The following is a 21,391-nucleotide window of genomic DNA, read 5'->3' as shown; positions in this document are numbered from 1 at the left end:
ACTGCTTGACGCTCTACTGATGCACCCAACATCACCGCGAAGAATCTCGACATTCGGTTCATGGCTGACTTTGAACGAACGCGCTTACCCGGCGCCCCTCGAGTTTCTGCGCATGCTTTAGCAAAGAAGAGAGAGTTAATCCGAATATGCCCACCCGCTCGAAGATCATCTATACCTTCACCGACGAAGCCCCGGCCCTCGCCACCTATTCCCTGCTGCCGATCATCGAGGCTTACACCGCCTCGGCCGATATCGCCGTGGAAACTCGCGATATCTCTCTTGCAGCGCGCATTCTGGCCAGCTTCCCCGAGCAACTGGGTGACAAAGCCGTAGCCGACCACCTCGCCGAACTGGGCGACCTGGCCGTTACGCCTGAAGCGAACATCATCAAGCTGCCGAACATCAGCGCTTCGGTTCCGCAACTGCAAGCCGCGATCAAGGAACTGCAAGCTCAGGGTTACAACCTGCCGGACTACCCGGAAACCGTAACCAGCGACGCCGACAAAGAAGCCAAGGCGCGCTACGACAAGATCAAGGGCAGCGCCGTGAACCCGGTTCTGCGCGAAGGCAACTCGGACCGTCGCGCTCCGCTGTCGGTCAAGAACTACGCGCGCAAGCACCCGCACAAAATGGGCGCCTGGGCCAAAGATTCCAAGTCCCACGTCGCTCACATGAGCACCGGCGATTTCTACGGCAGCGAAAAAGCTGCCCTGATCGACGCCGCTGACACCGTGAAGATCGAGCTGATCGCCAAGGACGGTAGCGCTACCGTTCTCAAAGAAAAAACCAGCGTTCAGGCCGGCGAGATCCTCGACTGCGCCGTGATGAGCAAACACGCCCTGCGTTCGTTCATCGCTGCTGAAATCGAAAGCGCCAAGCAACAAGGCGTGCTGCTGTCGGTGCACTTGAAAGCGACCATGATGAAGGTCTCCGACCCGATCATGTTCGGCCAGATTGTTGCCGAGTTCTATAAAGATGCCCTGACCAAGCACGCTGACGTGCTGGCTCAGATCGGCTTCAACCTGAACAACGGCATCGGCGACCTGTACGCCCGCATCAAGGCTTTGCCGGCCGAGCAGCAAGCGCAGATCGAAGCCGACATGGCTGCGGTCTACGCCGCGCGCCCGTCGCTGGCGATGGTCAACTCCGACAAAGGCATCACCAACCTGCACGTGCCGAGCGACGTCATCGTCGACGCCTCGATGCCGGCCATGATCCGTGACTCCGGCAAGATGTGGGGCACCGATGGCCAGCTGCACGACACCAAGGCTGTGATCCCGGATCGTTGCTATGCAACCATCTATCAGGCCGTGATCGAAGATTGCAAAGCCAATGGCGCTTTCGATCCGACCACCATGGGCAGCGTGCCAAACGTTGGCCTGATGGCTAAAAAAGCTGAAGAATACGGCTCCCACGACAAGACCTTCCAGATCAAGGCCGACGGCGTGGTTCGCGTGACCGACAGCAAAGGCACCCTGCTGATGGAGCAGGCTGTTGAAGCCGGCGACATCTTCCGCATGTGCCAGACCAAAGACGCGCCGATCCAGGACTGGGTCAAACTGGCCGTCAACCGCGCCCGTGCAAGCAGCACCCCGGCGATCTTCTGGCTCGACCCGATGCGCGCTCACGATGGCGTGGTGATCGAGAAAGTTCAGGCTTACCTGAAGGATCACGACACTGCCGGTCTGGACATCCAGATCATGGCGCCGGTCGACGCAATGAAGTTCACCCTGCAACGCACCCGCGCCGGCAAGGACACCATCTCGGTGACCGGCAACGTGCTGCGCGACTACCTGACTGACCTGTTCCCGATCATGGAACTGGGCACCAGCGCCAAGATGCTGTCGATCGTGCCGCTGATGAACGGCGGTGGTTTGTTCGAAACCGGCGCTGGCGGTTCGGCACCGAAGCACGTGCAGCAACTGGTCGAAGAGAACTTCCTGCGCTGGGATTCGCTGGGCGAGTTCCTCGCTCTGGCAGCCTCGCTGGAGCATTTGGGTGTGAACTACAACAACCCGAAAGCGCTGGTACTGTCGAAGACTCTGGATCAGGCCACCGGCCAGTTCCTCGACAACAACAAGTCGCCATCGCGCAAAGTCGGCAACATCGACAACCGCGGCAGCCACTTCTATCTGGCGATGTACTGGGCACAAGCCCTGGCCGCCCAGACTGAAGACGCTGCACTGCAAGCGCAGTTCGCGACCCTGGCCAAGACCCTGACCGAGAACGAAGCGACCATCGTCGCCGAGCTCAACGCCGTTCAAGGCAAGCCAGTGGACATCGGCGGTTACTACCACGCCAATGCCGAGCTGATCAGCAAGGCCATGCGCCCAAGCGCAACCTTCAACGCGGCGATTGCTGCGCTGGTGTAAGGTTGTAGCGCGGTAAACAAGCCCCGGCCCAGTGCCGGGGTTTGTGTTTCCGGGCTTTATGATCACCACAAAACCCTGTGGGAGCTGGCTTGCCAGCGATAGCGGATTATCATTCAACGATGATGGTGACTGACCCACTGCAATCGCTGGCAAGCCAGCTCCCACAGGGATCGGATTTCAATATTCAACAGTTGAGGACACCTATGGACTGGAAACCCCACATCACCGTCGCCACCATCGTAGAAGACAACGGCCGCTTTCTGATGGTCGAAGAGCACAAGGCCGGGCGCAACGTGCTCAATCAGCCCGCCGGCCATCTCGATCCGGACGAAACCCTGATCGAAGCCGCGATCCGCGAAACCCTCGAAGAAACTGGCTGGGATGTCGAACCCACCGGCGTGATCGGCATTTACCTGTACACCGCCCCAAGTAACGGCGTGACTTACCAACGCGTGTGCTTTGCCGCCAAACCCCTGAAACACCACCCGGATTATCAACTCGACGACGGCATCGTCGGCGCCAAGTGGTTGACCCGCGACGAATTGATCGCCCAGCGCGAGCACTGGCGCAGTGAGCTGATCATCCGCTGCATCGACGATTATCTGGCCGGCAATCACTTCAGTCTCGAACTGATCCGCCCTTCCCTTTAGCCTTGCGGGCGTGAGCCTGCTAGAATCGCGTCCTTTTTCAAGACACTCATTGAATCCCTATGCGTGATCCAGCCCCTTCTGACACATCCAAGAAGCGCGTCATTGTCGGCATGTCCGGCGGCGTGGACTCTTCCGTTTCCGCTCTCCTGCTGATCGAGCAGGGTTACGCGGTGGAAGGCCTGTTCATGAAGAACTGGGAAGAAGACGACGGAACGGAATACTGCACCGCCATGGACGACCTGGCGGATGCGCAGGCCGTGTGCGACAAGATCGGCATCAAGCTGCACACCGCCAACTTTGCCGCCGAGTACTGGGACAACGTGTTCGAGCACTTCCTGGCCGAATACAAGGCCGGACGCACGCCGAACCCGGACATCCTGTGTAACCGCGAGATCAAATTCAAGGCGTTCCTCGACTACGCCATGATGCTCGGCGCCGACCTGATCGCGACCGGCCACTACGTGCGCCGCCGTGATATCGATGGCCGCACCGAGCTGCTCAAAGGCCTCGACGCGAACAAGGATCAGAGCTACTTCCTGCACGCCGTCGGCGGCGAACAGATTGCCAAGACTCTGTTCCCGGTTGGCGAGCTGGAAAAGCCTGAAGTGCGCGCGATTGCCGAGAAATACGAGCTGGCCACCGCCAAGAAGAAAGATTCCACCGGGATCTGCTTCATCGGCGAGCGTCGTTTCAGCGATTTCCTCAAGCAATACCTGCCGGCGCAACCGGGCGAGATCAAGACCACCGAAGGCGAAGTCATCGGCCGTCACCACGGCTTGATGTACCACACCATCGGTCAGCGTCAGGGCTTGGGCATCGGCGGCTTGAAAGACGCCGGCGACGAGCCGTGGTACGTGCTGCGCAAGGATCTGGACACCAACGAGCTGATCGTCGGCCAAGGCAACAACCATCCGTGGCTGTTCTCCGGCGCCCTGCTCGCCTCGGAAATCTATTGGGTCAACCCGATCGATCTGAGCCAGCCACGGCACCTGACCGCTAAAGTGCGTTACCGCCAAGGCGATCAGGCTTGCGTCCTTGAGCAAACCGCGACTGGCTATCGCGCCGTGTTCGACGAACCGCAACGCGCAGTCACGCCAGGTCAGTCGGTGGTGTTTTATGACGGTGAAATCTGCCTCGGCGGCGGCGTGATCGAAGTCGCCGAGCCGTGGAGCGGCCAGGCATGAGCCCGACGCAAGAGCAACTGACGGCACTCGGCGGCGTGTTTCTTGCCGCTGTGCTGGTGGATCGCATCGCCAAGAGCGGCCAGACCAGCGAAGCCGGCCTGACCTGCATGCTCGGCAGCCTGCTGGTACGCGACCCGAAAGACACGCTGGACGTGTACGGCGGCGACGACCTCAATTTGCGTGAAGGCTATCGCGCATTGATCGGCGCCCTCGAACGCGATCCAAGCACCTTGCAGCGCGAGCCGCTGCGCTACGCCTTGGCGATGCTCGGTCTGGAGCGCCAATTGGCCAAGCGCGAAGATATGCTCGAGGTGATCGGCAAGCGTCTGCCGCAGATTCAGTCGCAGGTCGAGCACTTCGGCCCGGCCCATGAAAACGTGATTGCTGCGTGTGGCGCGCTGTATCAGGACACCCTGAGCACCCTGCGCCAACGCATCCAGGTGCACGGCGACATGCGCAACCTGCAACAGCCGAGCAACGCTTCGAAGATCCGCGCTCTGCTGCTCGCCGGGATCCGTTCAGCGCGCCTGTGGCGTCAGCTCGGCGGCCATCGCTGGCAGCTAGTGATCAGCCGGCGCAAGCTGCTCAAAGAGTTGTATCCGCTGATGCGCAGCGAATAAATCGCCTGCAACAAAAGTTTTGTAGTCTGTAACGCGTAATACGCCGGTCAGTTGGCAACGGACCGGCGGAATTTTTCATGTATGATACGCGCCCCATTTCGTTGCCCGACTGTCCGAGAACACCCCATGCAGCTTTCTTCGCTCACTGCGGTTTCCCCTGTTGACGGCCGCTACGCCGGCAAAACCCAGGCCCTGCGCCCAATTTTCAGCGAGTACGGCCTGATCCGTGCCCGCGTTCTGGTTGAAGTGCGCTGGCTCCAGCGCCTGGCCGCTCACGCCGGCATCCCGGAAGTGCCAGCCTTCTCCGCCGAGGCCAACGCCGTTCTGAATGAACTGGCGGAAAACTTCGCGCTGGAGCACGCCGAGCGCGTCAAAGAGATCGAGCGCACCACCAACCACGACGTAAAAGCCATCGAGTACTTGCTCAAAGAGCAAGCCGCCAAGCTGCCTGAGCTGGCGGCCGTCAGCGAATTCATCCACTTTGCCTGCACCAGCGAGGACATCAACAACCTGTCCCACGCCCTGATGCTGCGCGAAGGCCGTGATGATGTAATGCTGCCGCTGATGCGCCAGACCGCCGAAGCCATCCGTGAACTGGCGATCCGTTTCGCCGACGTGCCGATGCTGTCGCGCACCCACGGTCAGCCGGCGTCGCCGACCACTCTGGGTAAAGAACTGGCGAACGTGGTTTACCGTCTCGAGCGTCAAATCGCTCAGGTCGCTGCCGTTCCGCTGCTGGGCAAGATCAACGGCGCTGTCGGCAACTACAACGCGCACCTGTCGGCCTACCCGCAGATCGACTGGGAAGCCAACGCCCGCGCCTTCATCGAAGACGAGCTGGGTCTGGGTTTCAACCCGTACACCACGCAGATCGAGCCGCACGACTACATCGCCGAGCTGTTCGACGCCATTGCGCGCTTCAACACCATTCTGATCGACTTCGACCGTGACATCTGGGGCTACATTTCCCTGGGTTATTTCAAACAGCGCACCATCGCTGGGGAAATCGGTTCGTCGACCATGCCGCATAAGGTCAACCCGATCGACTTCGAAAACTCCGAAGGCAACCTGGGCATCGCCAACGCACTGTTCCAACACCTGGCGAGCAAACTGCCGATCTCCCGCTGGCAGCGTGACCTGACCGACTCCACCGTCCTGCGTAACCTCGGTGTCGGCTTCGCCCACAGCGTGATCGCGTACGAAGCCAGCCTCAAAGGCATCAGCAAGCTTGAGCTGAACGAGCAGAAGATCGCCGCTGATCTGGACGCTTGCTGGGAAGTTCTGGCTGAGCCGATTCAGACTGTGATGCGTCGGTACAACATTGAAAACCCGTACGAGAAGCTGAAAGAACTGACCCGCGGCAAGGGCATCAGCCCGGAAGCGTTGCAGACTTTCATCGACGGTCTGGACATGCCAGCCGAAGCGAAAGCCGAGCTGAAATTACTGACCCCGGCCAACTACATCGGCAACGCTGTGGCACAAGCCAAACGCATCTGATCGACTGCTGGACCCGTTTGAGACGCCCGGCAGCGCCGGGCGTTTTTATTCCCGTCTGAAAAATACATTTTTTCAATAGGTTACACATGAATCCTGATATTCCTCTTCAACTTCTGGGCGGCCTTACTGCGCGTGAATTCATGCGCGATTACTGGCAGAAAAAACCATTGCTGGTGCGTCAGGCGATTCCAGATTTCGAAAGCCCGATCGATGCCGATGAACTGGCCGGCCTGGCCCTGGAAGAAGAAGTTGAATCGCGCCTGGTGATCGAAAACGGCGAGCGCCCATGGGAGTTGCGTCGCGGCCCGTTCGCCGAAGACGAATTCAGCAAACTGCCGGAAAAAGACTGGACCCTGCTGGTACAGGCAGTCGATCAGTTCGTACCGGAAGTCAGCGAACTGCTGGAAAACTTCCGCTTCCTGCCGAGCTGGCGCGTCGATGACGTAATGATCAGCTTCGCCGCTCCGGGTGGCAGCGTGGGTCCGCACTTCGACAACTACGACGTGTTCCTGCTGCAAGGCCAGGGCAAGCGCAACTGGAAAATCGGCCAGATGTGCGATTCCGAGAGCCCGCTGCTCAAGCACGCGGACCTGCGCATCCTTGCCGAATTCGAACAGACCGAAGAGTGGGTGCTGGAACCCGGCGACATGCTCTACCTGCCGCCGCGTCTGGCGCACTGCGGCGTGGCCGTGGATGACTGCATGACCTACTCGGTCGGTTTCCGCGCACCGAGCGCCGCTGAAGTGCTGACCCACTTTACCGACTTCCTCGCCCAGTTCCTGACTGACGAAGAGCGCTACACCGACGCCGATGCGCAGCCGGTCAGCGATCCGCATCAGATCCAGCACGATGCACTCGGCCGCCTCAAAGCGCTACTCGCCGAGCACATGAGCGACGAACGCCTGCTGCTGACTTGGTTCGGCCAGTACATGACCGAGCCGCGTTATCCGGAGCTGGTTGCCGGGCCGGAAGAGGTCGAGGAAGAAGACTTCCTCAGCGCCCTGCAAGACGGCGCCATCCTGATCCGCAACCCGAGCGCGCGTCTGGCCTGGTCGGAAGTCGATGACGATCTGCTGCTGTTCGCCAGCGGCCAGAGCCGTTACTTGCCGGGCAAACTGCGCGAACTGCTGAAGCTGATCTGCTCCGCCGACGCCCTGCACACCGACAACCTCGGTGAGTGGCTGAACGACGAGGACGGTCGTGGCCTGCTGTGCGAACTGGTCAAGCAAGGGAGCCTGGGGTTCGCCGACGATGAATAAGATTCGCGTACGTGTTGCAGATTGGCAAAAGGACATCGCCGAGATCCGCCGCATTCGCGAAACGGTGTTCATTGCCGAGCAATCGGTTCCGCCTGAGCTGGAGTGGGACGCCGACGATGCAACGGCCGTGCACTTCCTGGCTTTCGAAGGCGACTTTCCAATCGGCACCGCCCGCCTGTTGCCCGACGGGCACATAGGCCGGGTTTCGGTGCTGAAAGACTGGCGCGGGATGAAGGTCGGTGATGCGCTGATGCAAGCGGTGATTGCCGAAGCTGAAGCGCGCGGACTGAAGCAACAGATGCTCAGCGCACAGGTGCAGGCCACGGCGTTCTATGAGCGCCTGGGTTTCAGCCTGGTCAGCGAAGAATTCCTTGAAGCCGGGATTCCGCATGTCGACATGGTTCGCCATTCGGCTTGATCAGCAGAGATCCTGTGAGCTCTGGAGATCCCCTCACCACAAAAAGCAGTAAGTGGACATCAGCAAACGCCCCGCCATCCTCGGATGCCGGGGCGTTTTGCTGTCTGGCATTCAACTTGCCCCACCCCGGGCCGACAAACTGGCAATATCAAGCCTTTCGAACGCGGAGATAACGGACATGTCCCTACGCACCCTGCTCACCACCCTGCTGCTTGGCTGCAGTTTTTCGGTGATGGCAGCCACAGAAATCGTACCCCTCAAATACCACACCAGCGCCGACATGCTACCGGTCGCACAGGAATTCATCGGCACGGACGGCAAGGTCAGCGCCTATGGAAATCAACTGATCGTAAATGCTGAACCGGGCAAGATCGAAGAACTCAAGAGCCTGCTCTCGCAGCTCGACACCGCACCCAAGCGCCTGCTGATCACTGTCGACACCAATGAAAACAACGGTCGCGGCGATGAAGGTTATTCGATGAATGGCTCGCAAACACGCATCATCAGCCGCAGCACCACCAGCCGTGACGGCGGCATTCAGCAAGTGCAGGCCAGCGAAGGCGCACCGGCGCTGATCCAGGTCGGCCAGAGCGTGCCGCTCACCAGCAGCCAGACCGATTCCTACGGCGATCAGCGCAGCCAGACCGAGTATCGCAACGTCACGCAAGGGTTCTACGTGACTGCCAGCGTCACCGGCGACATCGTTCACCTGTCGATCAGTACCAACCGTGACCGCATGAGCCAGGAACGTCCCGATGTAGTGAACGTGCAGAGTACCGACACAACTGTCACCGGGAGACTGGGCGAGTGGATCACTCTCGCCGGGGTCAACAGCCAGACCCAGGCCGACAAACAGGGCCTGACCCGCAGCTACTCTACTCAAGGCCGGGATGACATGACGTTGCGGGTAAAAGTCGACAGCCTGGACTAAAGCACCGAAAACTGACTGATTAGTCGTATTAGACGAAAGATGTAGTGCTTTAAAAAAAGCACTACAAAACGTTTGACGGGCCAAAAAAGCGAAGGCATGATGGCCTCGCTCCCGCTAATCAGGGGCCCTGGCAAGGGCCTTCGAAGCGACGTTCGCACCAACCCCGCGAACCGCTTCGTGTCTGTACCGCCCACAAGGTGTGTTTGACGAGGTTGCCGACTGGAACGAAGTTGTCCCGAGGGACGGAAGCGTAATTAGGTAGCCCGGCATCACACTGTAGTTCGTATAGAGGCCCACGACGCCCGAATGCGCCCGCCAGTACGCCTTTACCTGCTCACTTCCCCTCGAGCCCATCGTTCATCCCGTCGCCTGCCCCGCCGAACCCGACCTGACCGCCTAAGCTTCTGGTCAGCGAGCGCAAGGAATTTTCCACCGCAGAACAACTTTTCATAAAAGACGCGACGAGGTTTATCTCCATGGCACTGACACGCGAACAGCAAATTGCAGCCCTTGAAAAAGACTGGGCTGAAAACCCGCGCTGGAAAGGCGTGACCCGCGCTTACTCCGCTGCTGACGTCGTCCGCCTGCGTGGCTCGGTTCAACCAGAGCACACCTTTGCAAAACTCGGCGCCGAGAAGCTGTGGAACCTGGTCACCCAGGGTGCCAAGCCGTCCTTCCGTCCCGACAAAGATTTCGTCAACTGCATGGGCGCCCTGACCGGCGGCCAGGCAGTACAACAGGTGAAAGCCGGTATCCAGGCGATCTACCTGTCCGGCTGGCAGGTTGCTGCGGACAACAACTCCGCAGAATCGATGTACCCGGATCAGTCGCTGTACCCGGTGGACTCGGTTCCAACCGTGGTCAAGCGCATCAACAACTCGTTCCGTCGTGCCGACCAGATCCAGTGGAAAGCCGGCAAAGGCCCGGGCGACGAAGGTTACATCGACTACTTCGCGCCAATCGTGGCTGACGCTGAAGCCGGTTTCGGCGGCGTACTCAACGCTTACGAGCTGATGAAAAGCATGATCGAAGCAGGCGCCGCCGGCGTTCACTTCGAAGACCAACTGGCTTCCGTGAAGAAATGCGGCCACATGGGCGGCAAGGTTCTGGTGCCAACCCAGGAAGCTGTTCAGAAGCTGACTGCTGCACGTCTGGCTGCTGACGTTGCCGGTACGCCGACCATCATTCTGGCCCGTACCGACGCGAACGCCGCTGACCTGCTGACTTCCGACTGCGATCCGTACGACCAGCCGTTCGTGACTGGCGAGCGTACTCAGGAAGGTTTCTACAAGGTTCGCGCCGGTCTCGACCAAGCGATCGCCCGTGGCCTGGCTTACGCGCCGTACGCCGATCTGATCTGGTGCGAAACCGCCAAGCCGGATCTGGACGAAGCCCGTCGCTTCGCCGAAGCGATCAAAAAGGAATACCCGGACCAGTTGCTGTCGTACAACTGCTCGCCTTCTTTCAACTGGAAGAAAAACCTGGACGACGCGACCATCGCCAAGTTCCAGCGCGAACTGTCCGCCATGGGCTACAAGCATCAGTTCATCACCCTGGCCGGCATTCACAACATGTGGCACAGCATGTTCAACCTGGCGCACGACTACGCCCGCAACGACATGACTGCCTACGTGAAGCTGCAAGAGCAGGAATTCGCTGATGCCTCCAAGGGTTACACCTTCGTGGCGCACCAGCAGGAAGTGGGCACCGGCTACTTCGACGACATGACCACCGTGATTCAGGGTGGCTCGTCCTCGGTAACCGCACTGACCGGTTCGACTGAAGAAGAACAGTTCCACTGATCTGAGCAAACGGCCGCTGCGGACCGAATAAAAAGCTAACCGCAACGTCGCACATCTGACGCCCCGACTGGTTCGGGGCGTTTTTTTATCCGCGTTTTCTCCATCACTGCATCGGATCATACCGAGGTCGCGTAGCGGTTCCTCCTTGCAGCCAGCAGTAGGTAACCTCCCCCGAAAAAGATGCCCAACAGCCCGTAGAGACTCCAGCTCAACTGGAAACCGATACCGGTGATCAGCGAGGCGCCAATGCCTACGGACACCATCCTCGCCCCCGCCAGCAGTATAGGAATAAGGGAGAACAGACTCGCCTGGATTTGTAATGTGGTTTTCTGCGCAATCAACGCCGTGACGTAGGTAACGCCGAGAATCTCACCCAGCGTCCAGAAGAACACGAAAGAGAGGATCAGAAGGGTCTGCTCGAAAAAGGCATAGGCGCCAAATCCTATGCCGTAAAAAACTGCCGCCAGGGACAAATTACTCAGCGCCCCGAAACGCGACGTCAACGCAATCAGCGGTTGCGTCATCACCACCACCAGCAACGCATTGACGATACCTACCGCGCCGAACAGGCCGGCTGCCTTCCCCCCCGTCACCCCATCCAGCCATAAAGGCAGCTGATATTCCCGTTGCGCATCCAGCACCGACAACGCAAAGAACATGGCGCCCGCAACGATCACGATCCTAGGCACATCGACCAGTGCGCCAATGGAGCTCCTTCTGGCTTCAGTCACAGCGCTCTGTCGTTCCGGCAGCGCCAGAAAAACGCTCGCCAACAGGCACAACACACTGGAGACCATCGCAAACAGCACCAGATAGCGGCTTTCGATGCTGAGCAAGTACCCGCCGATCACGAACAGCAGTGCCCCTCCCAGATTGCTGGCCAGGTGTAAGTAGCCAAAAGAGGCGATGCGATTGCTTTCGTCCGACGCCAGGGACGTAAGAACACTGAATACCGGCGTGATCAGGCCCGCGCACAGCATGAACAACAGCACCATCGCAATGGATGCAATCGATGAACTGAATACCGCAGCGAACAACAAAAACAGCGATGAACAGGACGAGGTGCAAATCAGCAATGCCCGGAAGGAACAACGACCGATCAGCGCCCCACCCAACAGATTGCCCAGCAGATAACACGCCGACATCAGCGTGATCACCCAGGCCACCGCCGAGTTGTCGAGCTGGTAGTGCCGCTGGAAAAACAAGGCAGCAAAAGGCCCCAACGCGTTGGCCATGACGAACAGCAATCGGAGAAAAACAACATTGCGCATCCCTGCCGCCAGACCGCCCCCTTTCAACCAGCCCGTCACTTGAGGCTCGCCTTGACGCTGCGCAAGAGCGAAACGCTGGCCCGTTCGGCAGTCCGGCGCTCTATTTTCACATCGCACAAGCAAGCCGCACTGCCGCTCCCACGCAATATCGCCATCAGGAATGTTTTGAGATCTGATGACGAGGGAACGGCCACACGCAGCAAATTGTGGAGCAGATCGAAGCTGTGAGGATATTGCGAACAGTTACTTACGCGGATATTGGCCTGAGAAAAAGCGTTGGCCAGACGACCATCTTGCTCATCCTGGAGTAGCAAAAAGTTCGTATCGCTCTCGTACACGACGATCGAGTTGGCCCGACAGACTTCGATGATTTCACTCTTGATCTGCGCAAGACTATCGTGCGCCTGCTGCAAGACTTCCTGGTTCTGCAGGCAGAACAGCCCCGCTTTCACCGCCACATGGTTAACATCCCAAGGACCGCGCACTTTCATCAGTTCACGGATTGATTCCGGACGTGTGACTACATACCCCAGGCGCAACCCTGCAAGGCCGAAATACTTGGAGAACGAACGAATGACAAATAGCTGCCTGACCGCGCCAAATGTTTCCAGACACGATTGTTGCAGGTACTCAAAGTAGCATTCGTCAACGATTATTGGCTTGTCTTGCCTTACACAAGCCTCGACGAGAACGTTCAATTGCTCAGAATCGATGCGTACGCCCAAGGGATTATTGGGGTTACACAGGATCAGTCCCTGACTGGTTTGCAAGGATTGGAGTACAGCCTCGATGGGCAGCACGAATTTTTCGGTGTGCTTCTCAAAACCCACGATGACCGGCACCACGCCATTGACGTCGAGCATCTGGTAGTAAAAAGAAAAAACCGGAGAAGGAACCACTACCCGGTCCCCTGGCGAAAACAGTAACCGGATCACCAGGTCGATGGCCTGATCCGCCCCATTGGTCAGCAGTAAGCATTCGGTCGAAACCTTGCAATACTGGGCCAGCTCGTTAAGGAGCGGCTGATAATTGGGATAGGTGAACAAATCCCGGGGGGTCAATTCGTTGGCAATGAACCCTGCCAGAAACTTATGTAAAAACTGGTTTTCATTCAGATCCAGCAACATCGATGAAAGGTCGCGCTCCGGCGCCTTCCATGATCCGGAACACAAAATGTGATGATGGAACTTCATTTCTGCATCCCTCCATAGATCACCTGGTCGCCAGCCGCATACATCTGTCTGACTTCTTCGCTGCTGGCATACACCACCGCCTTCCCGGTGGCTGCCGCTAAATACTGGCTGGTAATCAAACGGCTGATTTCCGCCGTGAATGCCACGGCACGGTGAAACGCCTCGGACAGGTCGCGGCCAAAACAGGTAATGCCATGGCTGGGCATGACGATGCAGTTGGTGTCACTGGCGCAGCGGCCGATGGAACTGACGTCCAGTTCGATATTCACGCCTTCATCTAAAATGCACGGCGGCTTGCCCATGACCAGTGCCGTGTCGTTCGATACGTACTCCATCTCACGCCACTGCATGACAGCGAAGAAGGAGATGACTTCATTGGGATGAAGATGCACCGTTGCATTGACATCAGCACGACACTGCATGATTTCCCGGTGCATCTGATGCCCCAGACTGGGCCTGAAACGACCGTGCAACAGTTCATCGGACTGCATATCCAGCACGGCCAGTTGTTCAAGACCGCACTCCTCCAAGGAGACGCCGCGATGTTTGGTGTAGATCACTTCGCGCTGCCAGTACGGGCAGTGACTGCGAACAGCGATGTTCCCCAGCGTATTGACCAACAGCTGTCGCGCCGCCAGGCGCTGACCGTATAGAACAATGCTGTTGCCGATCGACACATCGAACCAGGCCGGCAATCCCACTCGGGAAGATTCGAGCCCTACACGTTTTAATTCACGCATACCCCTTCGCCTCCCCCGATACGCAATCGGGATTGACCACTGTATTGACTGTTTCCCCCTGTAGCAGACCAAGCATCGTTTCCAAGGCACTGGCCTTCAATTGCGCCAGAGAACGCTCGCTGTAAAACGCGGCATGCGGTGTCAGTAACACACGCTCATGTTCGATCAGGGCGCGGGGAGGTGCCGGCTCTTCCTGCGCGACATCCAGCAGTGCCATGGACACAATCCCGGACTGCAGGGCTCGCAGTAACGCGTCGGTATCGACGATGGAACCTCGTGCGGTATTGACCAGGATCGCACCGTGCCTCATCCGCGAAAATGTTGCATCGTTCAGCAAATGCACGGTGTCCGGGGTGAGAGGCAGATGTAGCGACAGGACATCTGCCGTAGCGAGCAGCGAATCCAGCGTGCCGCCCTGCGCAATACCTTCGACACAGCGCTCGACCCCGGGATCGTAAAAACGGACCTGGTACCCCATAGCCGCCGCTCGGCGCGCCAATGCCCGCCCTGTTGCGCCATAACCAATCAACCCCAGCACCGTGTCTGCGCAGGCTTTCACCTCGCCGGCATGGGCTCGCCAGCTCCAACCGCCTTGCCGGGTGTGTCTGGCATAGTCGAAAAGCTTGCGTTGGGAGAAGAGGATCAACGCCATGGCGTGCTCCGCGACTTCCTCAACCCCTACCGAGCCGATGTTGGAGCAAAGAATTCCTTTCGCGCTCAACGCCTCGACATCCACATCATCGAGGCCGATGGTTGCCTTAACCAGCGCCCGGCAACGCTGCATCCTGGCAACCAGTGGTGCATCGATAACTACCGAATGAAAAGCGATGATCCCGTCGGCTCGAGCCAGCTGCTCATCCGAGGGCCGAGTCGTCACCTCCAGGTTATAAAGCCGATGCTCCGAACTCGAGGCGTACTCCCCAGGGTCGACATAATTCACTCTCTGCGAATCGATCATCAGAATATTCATGGGCATCCTTTTCCTTCCCGAGTCGGTGTCACTACCGATCAAAATTTTGCGCCTGACGGTTCTCAGGCACTGAAGTAGTCGCACTGTTTGCCGATATGACCCGCCACAGCCGCGTCATACAGGCAGGCGGCAACCACCATGTCCTGACTGGCATGGCCAACGCTGCGGAAATAACTCAGACCTTCTTTGCGCGTGACTGGCGAAAGTTGCTCTACAGCCAAGGCACTGATCTCGCGGATGTCCTTGCGCTCGATCACCGACAACGCCAGCGCCTGGGCAATCTCGCCCGACTCTCGGCATGCAGCGTCCAGATGATCGACATGGACCTGCGCATTGCCTAGCAACCGGGGATCGATCTCGCACGCCCGCAGCGTACTGCCGCCAATCGCATTGATATGGGCATCGGGTTTGAGCTGATGCACCCCAATCAAGGGCTGCGGACTGTCATGGGAGGTCGTCGTGCAGACAATGTCAGCGTCTGCCAGCGCCTGCTCCATGTTTTCGACAGCCTCGACCGGCAGCAACAGCTCAATGGACAGGCACTCAGCCAACGCGATACTTCGGGCCAGGCAACGGGAAAATATCCTGACCTGACCAAGCTCCCTGATAGCGGCCATCGCCCTGATATGCGCTGCGGCCTGAGCCCCGGCACCAATCACCGCCAGATTTAGCCGCATCTGCGGGCAGAGCTTGTCCGTCGCCAACGCACTCAGGGCGCTGGTACGAATCGCCGTCAGGGCTGCACTGTCGAGCATCGCCAATAACCTCCCGCTTTCGACATCGATCAGCATGACCGCACCATTGACTGCCGACAGCCCGTGCACAGCGTTGCGGGGATGAAACGACGATACTTTGATGCCCAGTGTCTGGCTTGCAGGCAAAAAAGCCGGCATGAACAAAGAAAATGCTTTTTGTCGTTCGTGCGTGATGATCGAGCGTTGCGGAACCACGGGGGCCGAGCGTGCGAAGCCCCGGTGAGCTATTTCGAGTGCGCGAACAAGCGTTGGCAACTCGACGCAACGGCCTATATCTGCGCGATTAAGTAGCAGCATGGCTATTCCTCTTCCATCAAGGCTTTTTGAAACTACCGGCCATCCTGGTACCGGCAGCACAGACCTCTATCCGACCGGGTAGTCTTGGGAATGCCCCAGCTTTGGAACCAGAAAAGTGCGCAGGTAAGTGATCACAGGGGTGCCATCCTGCTTACGCCCAATCACCCGGATGGTGACGATGCCTTGGCCCGGACGTGATCGGGATTCACGCTTGGAAACAACCTCGCTTTCGGCGTACAAGGTATCGCCGACATAGACCGGATTGGGCAGCCGGATTTCATCCCAGCCCAGGTTGGCGATCGCCCGGGCACTCATTGTCGCGACCGTCATGCCGCTGACAATCGACAACGTCACGGAGCTGTTGACAAGCAACTTTTCGAATTCGGTGCGCTGTGCATAGGCAACATCGATATGTGCCGGATGGTTGTTCATGTTCATCAGCGACTGCCAGATGTTATCCAGCTCAGTCACCGTTCGGCCTGGGCGGTGCTCAAACACGTCACCTTCCACAAACTCTTCGTAATGCAGCCCATAAGACTCACGGTAGCGATTGGCACCGATACGCTCATGGGCCGGAATCATCGGCTCCATAGCTTTCTCCTCAAAGGCCCAGTTCACGAGCGCGCTGGATGAGTTTTCGGGCTTGCTTCACAAACGGCGGCCCCACCATGAGGTTCTTCAATCGGGTGATTTTTTCACCACTGCTTTGCGCAGCCTGCACAACCGCCAAGGCGTGCTCGTACTCAGCCATGGATGGGGTGAAAACCTGATTGATGACAGGTATCTGCCTTGGGTGAATGGAGGTCTTGCCACTGAACCCCAACTCCCGGGTGTCCTGGCACTCCTTAAGCAGCCCTGCTTCGTCGTCGAGATCGAAGTAAGCGGTGTCGAACGCAGGAATACCCGCTGCACTCGCGGCCGCGATAATGCTCCCTCGTGCATGCAGGATGTTGCTCCAGCCACCGATCGGCACTCCTAGGCTGGCCGCATAGTCGGCGGAACCGAAGATCAATCCGTCAGCGCTGGATGCGATGGCGTAAATGTCCCGCAGACAGGCCGGTGTTTCGACGGTGACCAGGATTTTCGGACTTTCGCCATCACGACTTAAATTGGCACGCACCACCTCTATCTCGGCCGCCGCTTCAGTCATTGCCAGGACGATGAACTCGGGCCGCTGTTCAAGTGATTGCACCAGCAGCAAATCGAGCAATCCTTGATTGTCCCTCAAGGGATTGATACGTAACGCCGTACGCTGCGGGACTTGGGATCGATAGAACTGCTCAACACACAACCGGGCTTCGGCTTTTCTGGGGAGTGGAACGCCGTCCTCCAGATCAATCACCATGACATCCGTTGTAGCACTCTTGGCATATTGATCAGGGTGCAAGGCGGAGCAATACAGCAAACTTCTTGGGATTGGATTAGTCATCGCAACCTCTCAACGCTGGGCAGTTTTCAGGTGCAGGCGCGCCACTTCGATTTCTGCCTGGACAGCGGAGCAGAAACTTCGGACATCGTCCTGGGACATGTCGGCACGCATCATCACGCGCAAACCGGATTTGTTCCTGGCCACGATGGGAAAGAAGACTGCCGAGGTGTAATACCCTCGTTTGAAGACACCCTCGGAAACGCCAACCGCCATATCCGGACTGTCCAATGGAATAACCCGAATTGGCAGACCTGACCCCGTGTGTTCCGTCTCGAACAAACTGTCGAACAAACGAATATTGGAACTGAGTTTTTCCTGAAGAACCCCAAGCTCACTGGTTTTATGAATATCCAGGGATGCCATGGCTGCGCCTATAGCGGCAGGATTGACATACTGAGAATAAGACATTGGCCCGCCAAAGCGCCGGAAAACACTCTGATAGTTAGCCTTCTCCGACATGAATATGCCGCCACCATTGGCACCAAATGCCTTGGCCAATGAATAAACCAGCAGGGTACGAGGATTGAGTTCAGGCATGAAAGTACGAATATAGCCCTCGCCCCGTTCGCCATAGGCACTTAATGAATGAGAGTCATCGAAGTAGAGAAACAGCCCATATTTATTCTGCAGCGCCAACAATCGCTCAATAGGTGCACTTCCGCCCATGCTGTATGCACCATCAGCAACATACGCGACCAAGGGATGACGCTTGCACATGTCCTCAATAAAATCGACATCATTGTGATTGCAAGTGACAACCTGCGTTTCGTCACCACAGATGGCCTTGACTTGATTCAGTGCGAAATGCGCATGTTTATCAAAGACCAGGACAGGGCGCTGCCCCTCGGTAAACATGCCAGCGGCCAGCAGAGGCAAAGACGCGACGATTCCTGCACTGCAGGAGGTCGCCGTAAATGCTCGACAACTGAAATGCTCAGACAAGGCGTCCTCAAGCTCATCGAGTTCTTTCAACCGTATTCTGATTCGCGAGGTGGGCAAATTCACCGTACCGCAGTTCAACACATAGTCCGCAGCACGTCGCGCCAAGCGCTTATCGACCTCAAGTCCCAAATATGAACAAGAGCACATATTCATGAACACATGACCGTCTTGATCCTGCATACGCCCATGGGGAGCATGCTTGACACTCAAATCGGTCAATCCCGAATTTTGCGCCAATGCCCAGGATGGATTACCAATATCGACGGACCTGGCGGTATTAATATACTTATTTCGCTGCTCTGACATACACGACCTCTATTGGAGTCTATATAACAGGAACACTTACAAGCTGGCACTCGCGACTGCTTCAATAACGAATACTCAATACAACACCCTCTGATTAGCGACAGAGCTTACCTGACAACGACTCACCATCAGCGTCATCACTTCAGTCGTCAGGCGCACTCAAGAGAATTCCTTCACTTATAAACGAATGAACTGTAGGACCTCTCTTAATAATCACCGTCCACATACGAAATGCGGCGAACGGTCTATGTTAAACCGTGCACGCATTCAACTTTCAGGTGTATGCCCTACAGGCTTGTATTACGGAGAATCACTTATGAATGGAAGATTAAGAGGCAAGCGAGCATTAATAACAGGTGCATCGTCAGGAATTGGAAGAGCGATAGCCGAGGCGTTCATTACCGAGGGTGCCGATGTTTTCATTACTGCTCGCACCGATGCCGCGGCGGCCCGTGAAGTCGTTGAGTTGGCTGAGCACCTGGGGCAGCACGCCAGTTTCACCCTCATGGATGCAGCGAGTATTTGCGCTGAAGCGCTGTTTGACGAAGCGCAAGCCGCCATCGGCCCCATGGATATACTCGTTAACAATCCTGCATTTATTACCCGCACTCCATTTCTGGAACTGAGCGGCGACGAGTACAACCAAACCCTGGCGGTCAACCTGCGCTTTCCTTTTTTCGCGACTCAACGCTTCGCAAAAGACTGTATTGCTCGCAACCAGGGCGGCAGCGTCATCAACATTTCATCCGTCAGCGCTTTCAGGGCAGTCAGCCGAATGTCGGCTTATCAAACCAGCAAGGCGGCACTCTCGATGCTCACAAGAAGCTGCGCGGTAGAACTGGCCCCCTACGGCATCCGAGTCAACACGATTTCACCCGGGCTGACCGCAACCCGCGGTAACGCCAACCAGTGGCGGGACGCCCCGGAGATATGGCAGGACAGAAAAAGGGACATCCCTATGCAGCGAGCCGGAATTCCTTCAGACATGGCAGGCGCGGCCATCCTACTGGCATCTGACGAGTCATCATGGATGACCGGTGCCGATCTGGTCATTGATGGGGGCCATAGCTCCATTTGAGCCCCGTAGGAGCGAGGCTTACCCCCGAAAAATGCGCCCCGGTGTCTTAGGCATACCGCGTTCTCGTTCCTCGCGGGCAAGCCTCGCTCCTGCAAAAGCGGCGGTAAAACCTTGATCCAGAGCACCGTCGCGATCAGAAAAATGCGCTAAAACGACCTCGGCTGCTATTTGCAGTAACGCCTATATAAGACAACTTCCCACCCACTCACCCGTTAAACAGTTTAAAAACCGACCCAAACAATATTGATTATCATTTAGACACAACTATGTTCGTTACATTCCCTACAAATCATAATTGATGAAATGGCGCCTAATGCCCGCACCGCATGGGCTACAGGGCTTTAGAGGTGCGCTATGTCCTTATTCCAATAAATAATTTCGCTATAGGAATTTTACTTGCCGGGTGTTTAGCCATAAAATCACCGCGATTGATTGCTGCGACATATCGTCACTGCTTTATTTCTTTATCAAGCTCAGAGACCTTTGCTCTCTGTTAAGGATTACCAGCATGCCCGAAGCGACAGGACTCATGGCCCACAACTGGGGCTTTGCCATTTTCCTTCTGGGCGTCGTCGGCCTGTGTGCCTTCATGCTTGGCGTCTCCAGCCTCCTAGGGTCAAAAGCCTGGGGTCGCAGCAAAAACGAACCGTTCGAGTCCGGCATGCTACCTACAGGTGGCGCCCGCTTGCGGCTCTCAGCCAAATTCTATCTGGTCGCGATGCTCTTCGTGATCTTCGATATCGAAGCCCTCTTTCTCTTTGCATGGTCTGTGTCCGTCCGCGAAAGCGGCTGGACCGGATTCGTCGAAGCTCTCGTTTTCATAGCAATTCTGTTGGCAGGTCTTGTCTACCTGTTCCGAGTGGGCGCCCTTGACTGGGCTCCGGAAGCTCGTCGCAAGCGGCAGGCGAAGCTGAAACAATGAGGCTTTGGCAATGCAATACAATCTCACCAGGATCGACCCCGATGCTCCTAACGAGCAGTATCCGATTGGCGAACGGGAAACCGTTTCCGATCCGTTAGAAGATCAAGTTCACAAAAACATTTTCATGGGCAAGCTGGAAGACGTGCTGAACGGCGCGGTCAACTGGGGACGTAAGAACTCCCTGTGGCCGTACAACTTCGGCTTGTCGTGCTGCTACGTGGAAATGACCACCGCCTTCACGGCGCCCCACGACATCGCGCGCTTTGGCGCCGAAGTTATCCGGGCATCGCCGCGTCAGGCCGACTTCATGGTTATCGCCGGTACGTGCTTCATCAAGATGGCGCCGATCATTCAGCGCCTGTACGAGCAGATGCTCGAGCCCAAGTGGGTGATCTCGATGGGTTCGTGCGCCAACTCCGGCGGCATGTACGACATCTACTCCGTGGTTCAAGGGGTGGACAAGTTCCTGCCCGTTGACGTCTACGTACCTGGCTGCCCACCCCGTCCGGAAGCATTTCTGCAAGGCTTGATGCTGTTGCAGGAATCGATTGGACAGGAGCGTCGCCCACTTTCCTGGGTCGTTGGTGATCAAGGCGTTTATCGCGCCGACATGCCTTCGCAAAAGGAACAGCGCCGCGAACAGCGAATCGCAGTCACCAACCTGCGCAGCCCCGACGAAGTCTGATCCAGATCTGTTTCAAAGAAACGAGAAGCTGGCTTCATTCTTTACGTTGACCGAAAGCGAAAAAATAACC

20 protein-coding genes are annotated in these 21,391 nt (G+C 57.4%); 12 read left to right on the top strand and 8 right to left on the bottom strand.

The window, feature by feature from the left end; translation table 11 throughout:
* The first annotated feature begins 146 nt into the window (after positions 1-146).
* The 9 genes from ACP7EE_RS16920 to aceA all read left to right on the top strand — a co-directional run bounded on the left by ACP7EE_RS16920 (position 147) and on the right by aceA (position 10,733).
* Positions 147-2,372, top strand: coding sequence for an NADP-dependent isocitrate dehydrogenase (locus tag ACP7EE_RS16920; protein WP_426235414.1), 2,226 nt, complete (start codon positions 147-149; stop codon positions 2,370-2,372).
* Positions 2,373-2,575: 203 nt separating this feature from the next.
* Positions 2,576-3,022, top strand: a complete 447-nt coding sequence (locus tag ACP7EE_RS16915) for an NUDIX hydrolase (RefSeq protein ID WP_426235412.1) — start codon at positions 2,576-2,578, stop codon at positions 3,020-3,022.
* Between the two features lie 59 nt (positions 3,023-3,081).
* Positions 3,082-4,206 carry a tRNA 2-thiouridine(34) synthase MnmA gene (mnmA, locus tag ACP7EE_RS16910; protein ID WP_426235410.1) on the top strand — a complete coding sequence of 375 codons (1,125 nt, stop codon included), beginning with the start codon at positions 3,082-3,084 and terminating at the stop codon, positions 4,204-4,206.
* Positions 4,203-4,826, top strand: coding sequence for a high frequency lysogenization protein HflD (gene hflD, locus ACP7EE_RS16905; protein WP_426205396.1), 624 nt, complete (start codon positions 4,203-4,205; stop codon positions 4,824-4,826). Before mnmA ends, hflD begins: the two co-directional genes overlap by 4 nt.
* Positions 4,827-4,952: 126 nt before the next feature.
* A complete protein-coding gene (purB, locus tag ACP7EE_RS16900) occupies positions 4,953-6,323 on the top strand; it encodes an adenylosuccinate lyase (RefSeq protein ID WP_426235408.1) in 1,371 nt (456 codons plus the stop codon).
* 86 nt (positions 6,324-6,409) lie between these two features.
* Positions 6,410-7,582: a JmjC domain-containing protein gene (locus ACP7EE_RS16895; RefSeq protein ID WP_426235405.1), complete on the top strand. Its 1,173-nt coding sequence runs from the start codon at positions 6,410-6,412 to the stop codon at positions 7,580-7,582.
* Positions 7,575-8,000 (top strand): GNAT family N-acetyltransferase, encoded by a 426-nt coding sequence (locus ACP7EE_RS16890; protein WP_025108996.1) that lies wholly within the window; start codon positions 7,575-7,577, stop codon positions 7,998-8,000. The genes ACP7EE_RS16895 and ACP7EE_RS16890 overlap by 8 nt, the downstream gene beginning before the upstream one ends.
* A gap of 178 nt (positions 8,001-8,178) precedes the next feature.
* Positions 8,179-8,931: a secretin N-terminal domain-containing protein gene (locus tag ACP7EE_RS16885; RefSeq protein WP_426235402.1), complete on the top strand. Its 753-nt coding sequence runs from the start codon at positions 8,179-8,181 to the stop codon at positions 8,929-8,931.
* 476 nt (positions 8,932-9,407) lie between these two features.
* A complete protein-coding gene (gene aceA, locus ACP7EE_RS16880) occupies positions 9,408-10,733 on the top strand; it encodes an isocitrate lyase (RefSeq protein WP_033057066.1) in 1,326 nt (441 codons plus the stop codon).
* Between the two features lie 116 nt (positions 10,734-10,849).
* Here aceA and ACP7EE_RS16875 read toward each other — a convergent pair whose 3' ends face one another.
* The 8 genes from ACP7EE_RS16875 to ACP7EE_RS16840 all read right to left on the bottom strand — a co-directional run bounded on the left by ACP7EE_RS16875 (position 10,850) and on the right by ACP7EE_RS16840 (position 18,636).
* Positions 10,850-12,043 (bottom strand): MFS transporter, encoded by a 1,194-nt coding sequence (locus tag ACP7EE_RS16875; protein ID WP_426235400.1) that lies wholly within the window; start codon positions 12,041-12,043, stop codon positions 10,850-10,852.
* Positions 12,040-13,197, bottom strand: coding sequence for a pyridoxal phosphate-dependent aminotransferase (locus tag ACP7EE_RS16870; RefSeq protein ID WP_426235398.1), 1,158 nt, complete (start codon positions 13,195-13,197; stop codon positions 12,040-12,042). Before ACP7EE_RS16870 ends, ACP7EE_RS16875 begins: the two co-directional genes overlap by 4 nt.
* Positions 13,194-13,937: a class II aldolase/adducin family protein gene (locus ACP7EE_RS16865; protein ID WP_426235396.1), complete on the bottom strand. Its 744-nt coding sequence runs from the start codon at positions 13,935-13,937 to the stop codon at positions 13,194-13,196. Before ACP7EE_RS16865 ends, ACP7EE_RS16870 begins: the two co-directional genes overlap by 4 nt.
* Positions 13,930-14,907: an NAD(P)-dependent oxidoreductase gene (locus tag ACP7EE_RS16860; RefSeq protein ID WP_426235394.1), complete on the bottom strand. Its 978-nt coding sequence runs from the start codon at positions 14,905-14,907 to the stop codon at positions 13,930-13,932. The genes ACP7EE_RS16865 and ACP7EE_RS16860 overlap by 8 nt, the downstream gene beginning before the upstream one ends.
* A gap of 62 nt (positions 14,908-14,969) precedes the next feature.
* Entirely contained in the window at positions 14,970-15,959 is a 990-nt protein-coding gene (locus ACP7EE_RS16855; RefSeq protein ID WP_426235392.1) for an ornithine cyclodeaminase family protein, read from the bottom strand.
* A 66-nt stretch (positions 15,960-16,025) separates the two neighbouring features.
* A complete protein-coding gene (locus tag ACP7EE_RS16850) occupies positions 16,026-16,550 on the bottom strand; it encodes a MaoC family dehydratase (protein ID WP_426235390.1) in 525 nt (174 codons plus the stop codon).
* A 10-nt stretch (positions 16,551-16,560) separates the two neighbouring features.
* Positions 16,561-17,388 (bottom strand): HpcH/HpaI aldolase/citrate lyase family protein, encoded by an 828-nt coding sequence (locus ACP7EE_RS16845; protein ID WP_426235388.1) that lies wholly within the window; start codon positions 17,386-17,388, stop codon positions 16,561-16,563.
* A 9-nt stretch (positions 17,389-17,397) separates the two neighbouring features.
* Positions 17,398-18,636: an aminotransferase class I/II-fold pyridoxal phosphate-dependent enzyme gene (locus ACP7EE_RS16840; protein ID WP_426235386.1), complete on the bottom strand. Its 1,239-nt coding sequence runs from the start codon at positions 18,634-18,636 to the stop codon at positions 17,398-17,400.
* A 316-nt stretch (positions 18,637-18,952) separates the two neighbouring features.
* Between ACP7EE_RS16840 and ACP7EE_RS16835 the strand changes: the two genes are divergently transcribed.
* From ACP7EE_RS16835 to ACP7EE_RS16825, 3 genes are all read left to right on the top strand, one after another.
* On the top strand, positions 18,953-19,714 hold the full coding sequence (locus ACP7EE_RS16835) for an SDR family NAD(P)-dependent oxidoreductase (RefSeq protein WP_290026460.1): 762 nt from the start codon (positions 18,953-18,955) through the stop codon (positions 19,712-19,714).
* 508 nt (positions 19,715-20,222) lie between these two features.
* Positions 20,223-20,636, top strand: a complete 414-nt coding sequence (locus tag ACP7EE_RS16830; protein ID WP_003223812.1) for an NADH-quinone oxidoreductase subunit A — start codon at positions 20,223-20,225, stop codon at positions 20,634-20,636.
* 10 nt (positions 20,637-20,646) lie between these two features.
* Positions 20,647-21,321: a NuoB/complex I 20 kDa subunit family protein gene (locus ACP7EE_RS16825; protein WP_103306792.1), complete on the top strand. Its 675-nt coding sequence runs from the start codon at positions 20,647-20,649 to the stop codon at positions 21,319-21,321.
* The last annotated feature ends 70 nt before the right edge of the window (positions 21,322-21,391 follow it).

The organism is Pseudomonas sp. TWP3-2, from assembly GCF_049897765.1.
In the GTDB taxonomy this organism is placed as follows: domain Bacteria; phylum Pseudomonadota; class Gammaproteobacteria; order Pseudomonadales; family Pseudomonadaceae; genus Aquipseudomonas.
This window is presented reverse-complemented; position numbering and strand designations above follow the sequence as displayed.

What these genes read in the sequence shown, in the direction of transcription:
- ACP7EE_RS16920 (WP_426235414.1), top strand. Translation starts at nt 147, where the DNA reads ATGCCCACCCGCTCGAAGATCATCTATACCTTCACCGACGAAGCCCCG.
- ACP7EE_RS16915 (WP_426235412.1), top strand. Translation starts at nt 2,576, where the DNA reads ATGGACTGGAAACCCCACATCACCGTCGCCACCATCGTAGAAGACAAC.
- mnmA (WP_426235410.1), top strand. Translation starts at nt 3,082, where the DNA reads ATGCGTGATCCAGCCCCTTCTGACACATCCAAGAAGCGCGTCATTGTC.
- hflD (WP_426205396.1), top strand. Translation starts at nt 4,203, where the DNA reads ATGAGCCCGACGCAAGAGCAACTGACGGCACTCGGCGGCGTGTTTCTT.
- purB (WP_426235408.1), top strand. Translation starts at nt 4,953, where the DNA reads ATGCAGCTTTCTTCGCTCACTGCGGTTTCCCCTGTTGACGGCCGCTAC.
- ACP7EE_RS16895 (WP_426235405.1), top strand. Translation starts at nt 6,410, where the DNA reads ATGAATCCTGATATTCCTCTTCAACTTCTGGGCGGCCTTACTGCGCGT.
- ACP7EE_RS16890 (WP_025108996.1), top strand. Translation starts at nt 7,575, where the DNA reads ATGAATAAGATTCGCGTACGTGTTGCAGATTGGCAAAAGGACATCGCC.
- ACP7EE_RS16885 (WP_426235402.1), top strand. Translation starts at nt 8,179, where the DNA reads ATGTCCCTACGCACCCTGCTCACCACCCTGCTGCTTGGCTGCAGTTTT.
- aceA (WP_033057066.1), top strand. Translation starts at nt 9,408, where the DNA reads ATGGCACTGACACGCGAACAGCAAATTGCAGCCCTTGAAAAAGACTGG.
- ACP7EE_RS16870 (WP_426235398.1), bottom strand. Translation starts at nt 13,197, where the DNA reads ATGAAGTTCCATCATCACATTTTGTGTTCCGGATCATGGAAGGCGCCG.
- ACP7EE_RS16865 (WP_426235396.1), bottom strand. Translation starts at nt 13,937, where the DNA reads ATGCGTGAATTAAAACGTGTAGGGCTCGAATCTTCCCGAGTGGGATTG.
- ACP7EE_RS16860 (WP_426235394.1), bottom strand. Translation starts at nt 14,907, where the DNA reads ATGAATATTCTGATGATCGATTCGCAGAGAGTGAATTATGTCGACCCT.
- ACP7EE_RS16855 (WP_426235392.1), bottom strand. Translation starts at nt 15,959, where the DNA reads ATGCTGCTACTTAATCGCGCAGATATAGGCCGTTGCGTCGAGTTGCCA.
- ACP7EE_RS16850 (WP_426235390.1), bottom strand. Translation starts at nt 16,550, where the DNA reads ATGGAGCCGATGATTCCGGCCCATGAGCGTATCGGTGCCAATCGCTAC.
- ACP7EE_RS16845 (WP_426235388.1), bottom strand. Translation starts at nt 17,388, where the DNA reads ATGACTAATCCAATCCCAAGAAGTTTGCTGTATTGCTCCGCCTTGCAC.
- ACP7EE_RS16840 (WP_426235386.1), bottom strand. Translation starts at nt 18,636, where the DNA reads ATGTCAGAGCAGCGAAATAAGTATATTAATACCGCCAGGTCCGTCGAT.
- ACP7EE_RS16835 (WP_290026460.1), top strand. Translation starts at nt 18,953, where the DNA reads ATGAATGGAAGATTAAGAGGCAAGCGAGCATTAATAACAGGTGCATCG.
- ACP7EE_RS16830 (WP_003223812.1), top strand. Translation starts at nt 20,223, where the DNA reads ATGCCCGAAGCGACAGGACTCATGGCCCACAACTGGGGCTTTGCCATT.
- ACP7EE_RS16825 (WP_103306792.1), top strand. Translation starts at nt 20,647, where the DNA reads ATGCAATACAATCTCACCAGGATCGACCCCGATGCTCCTAACGAGCAG.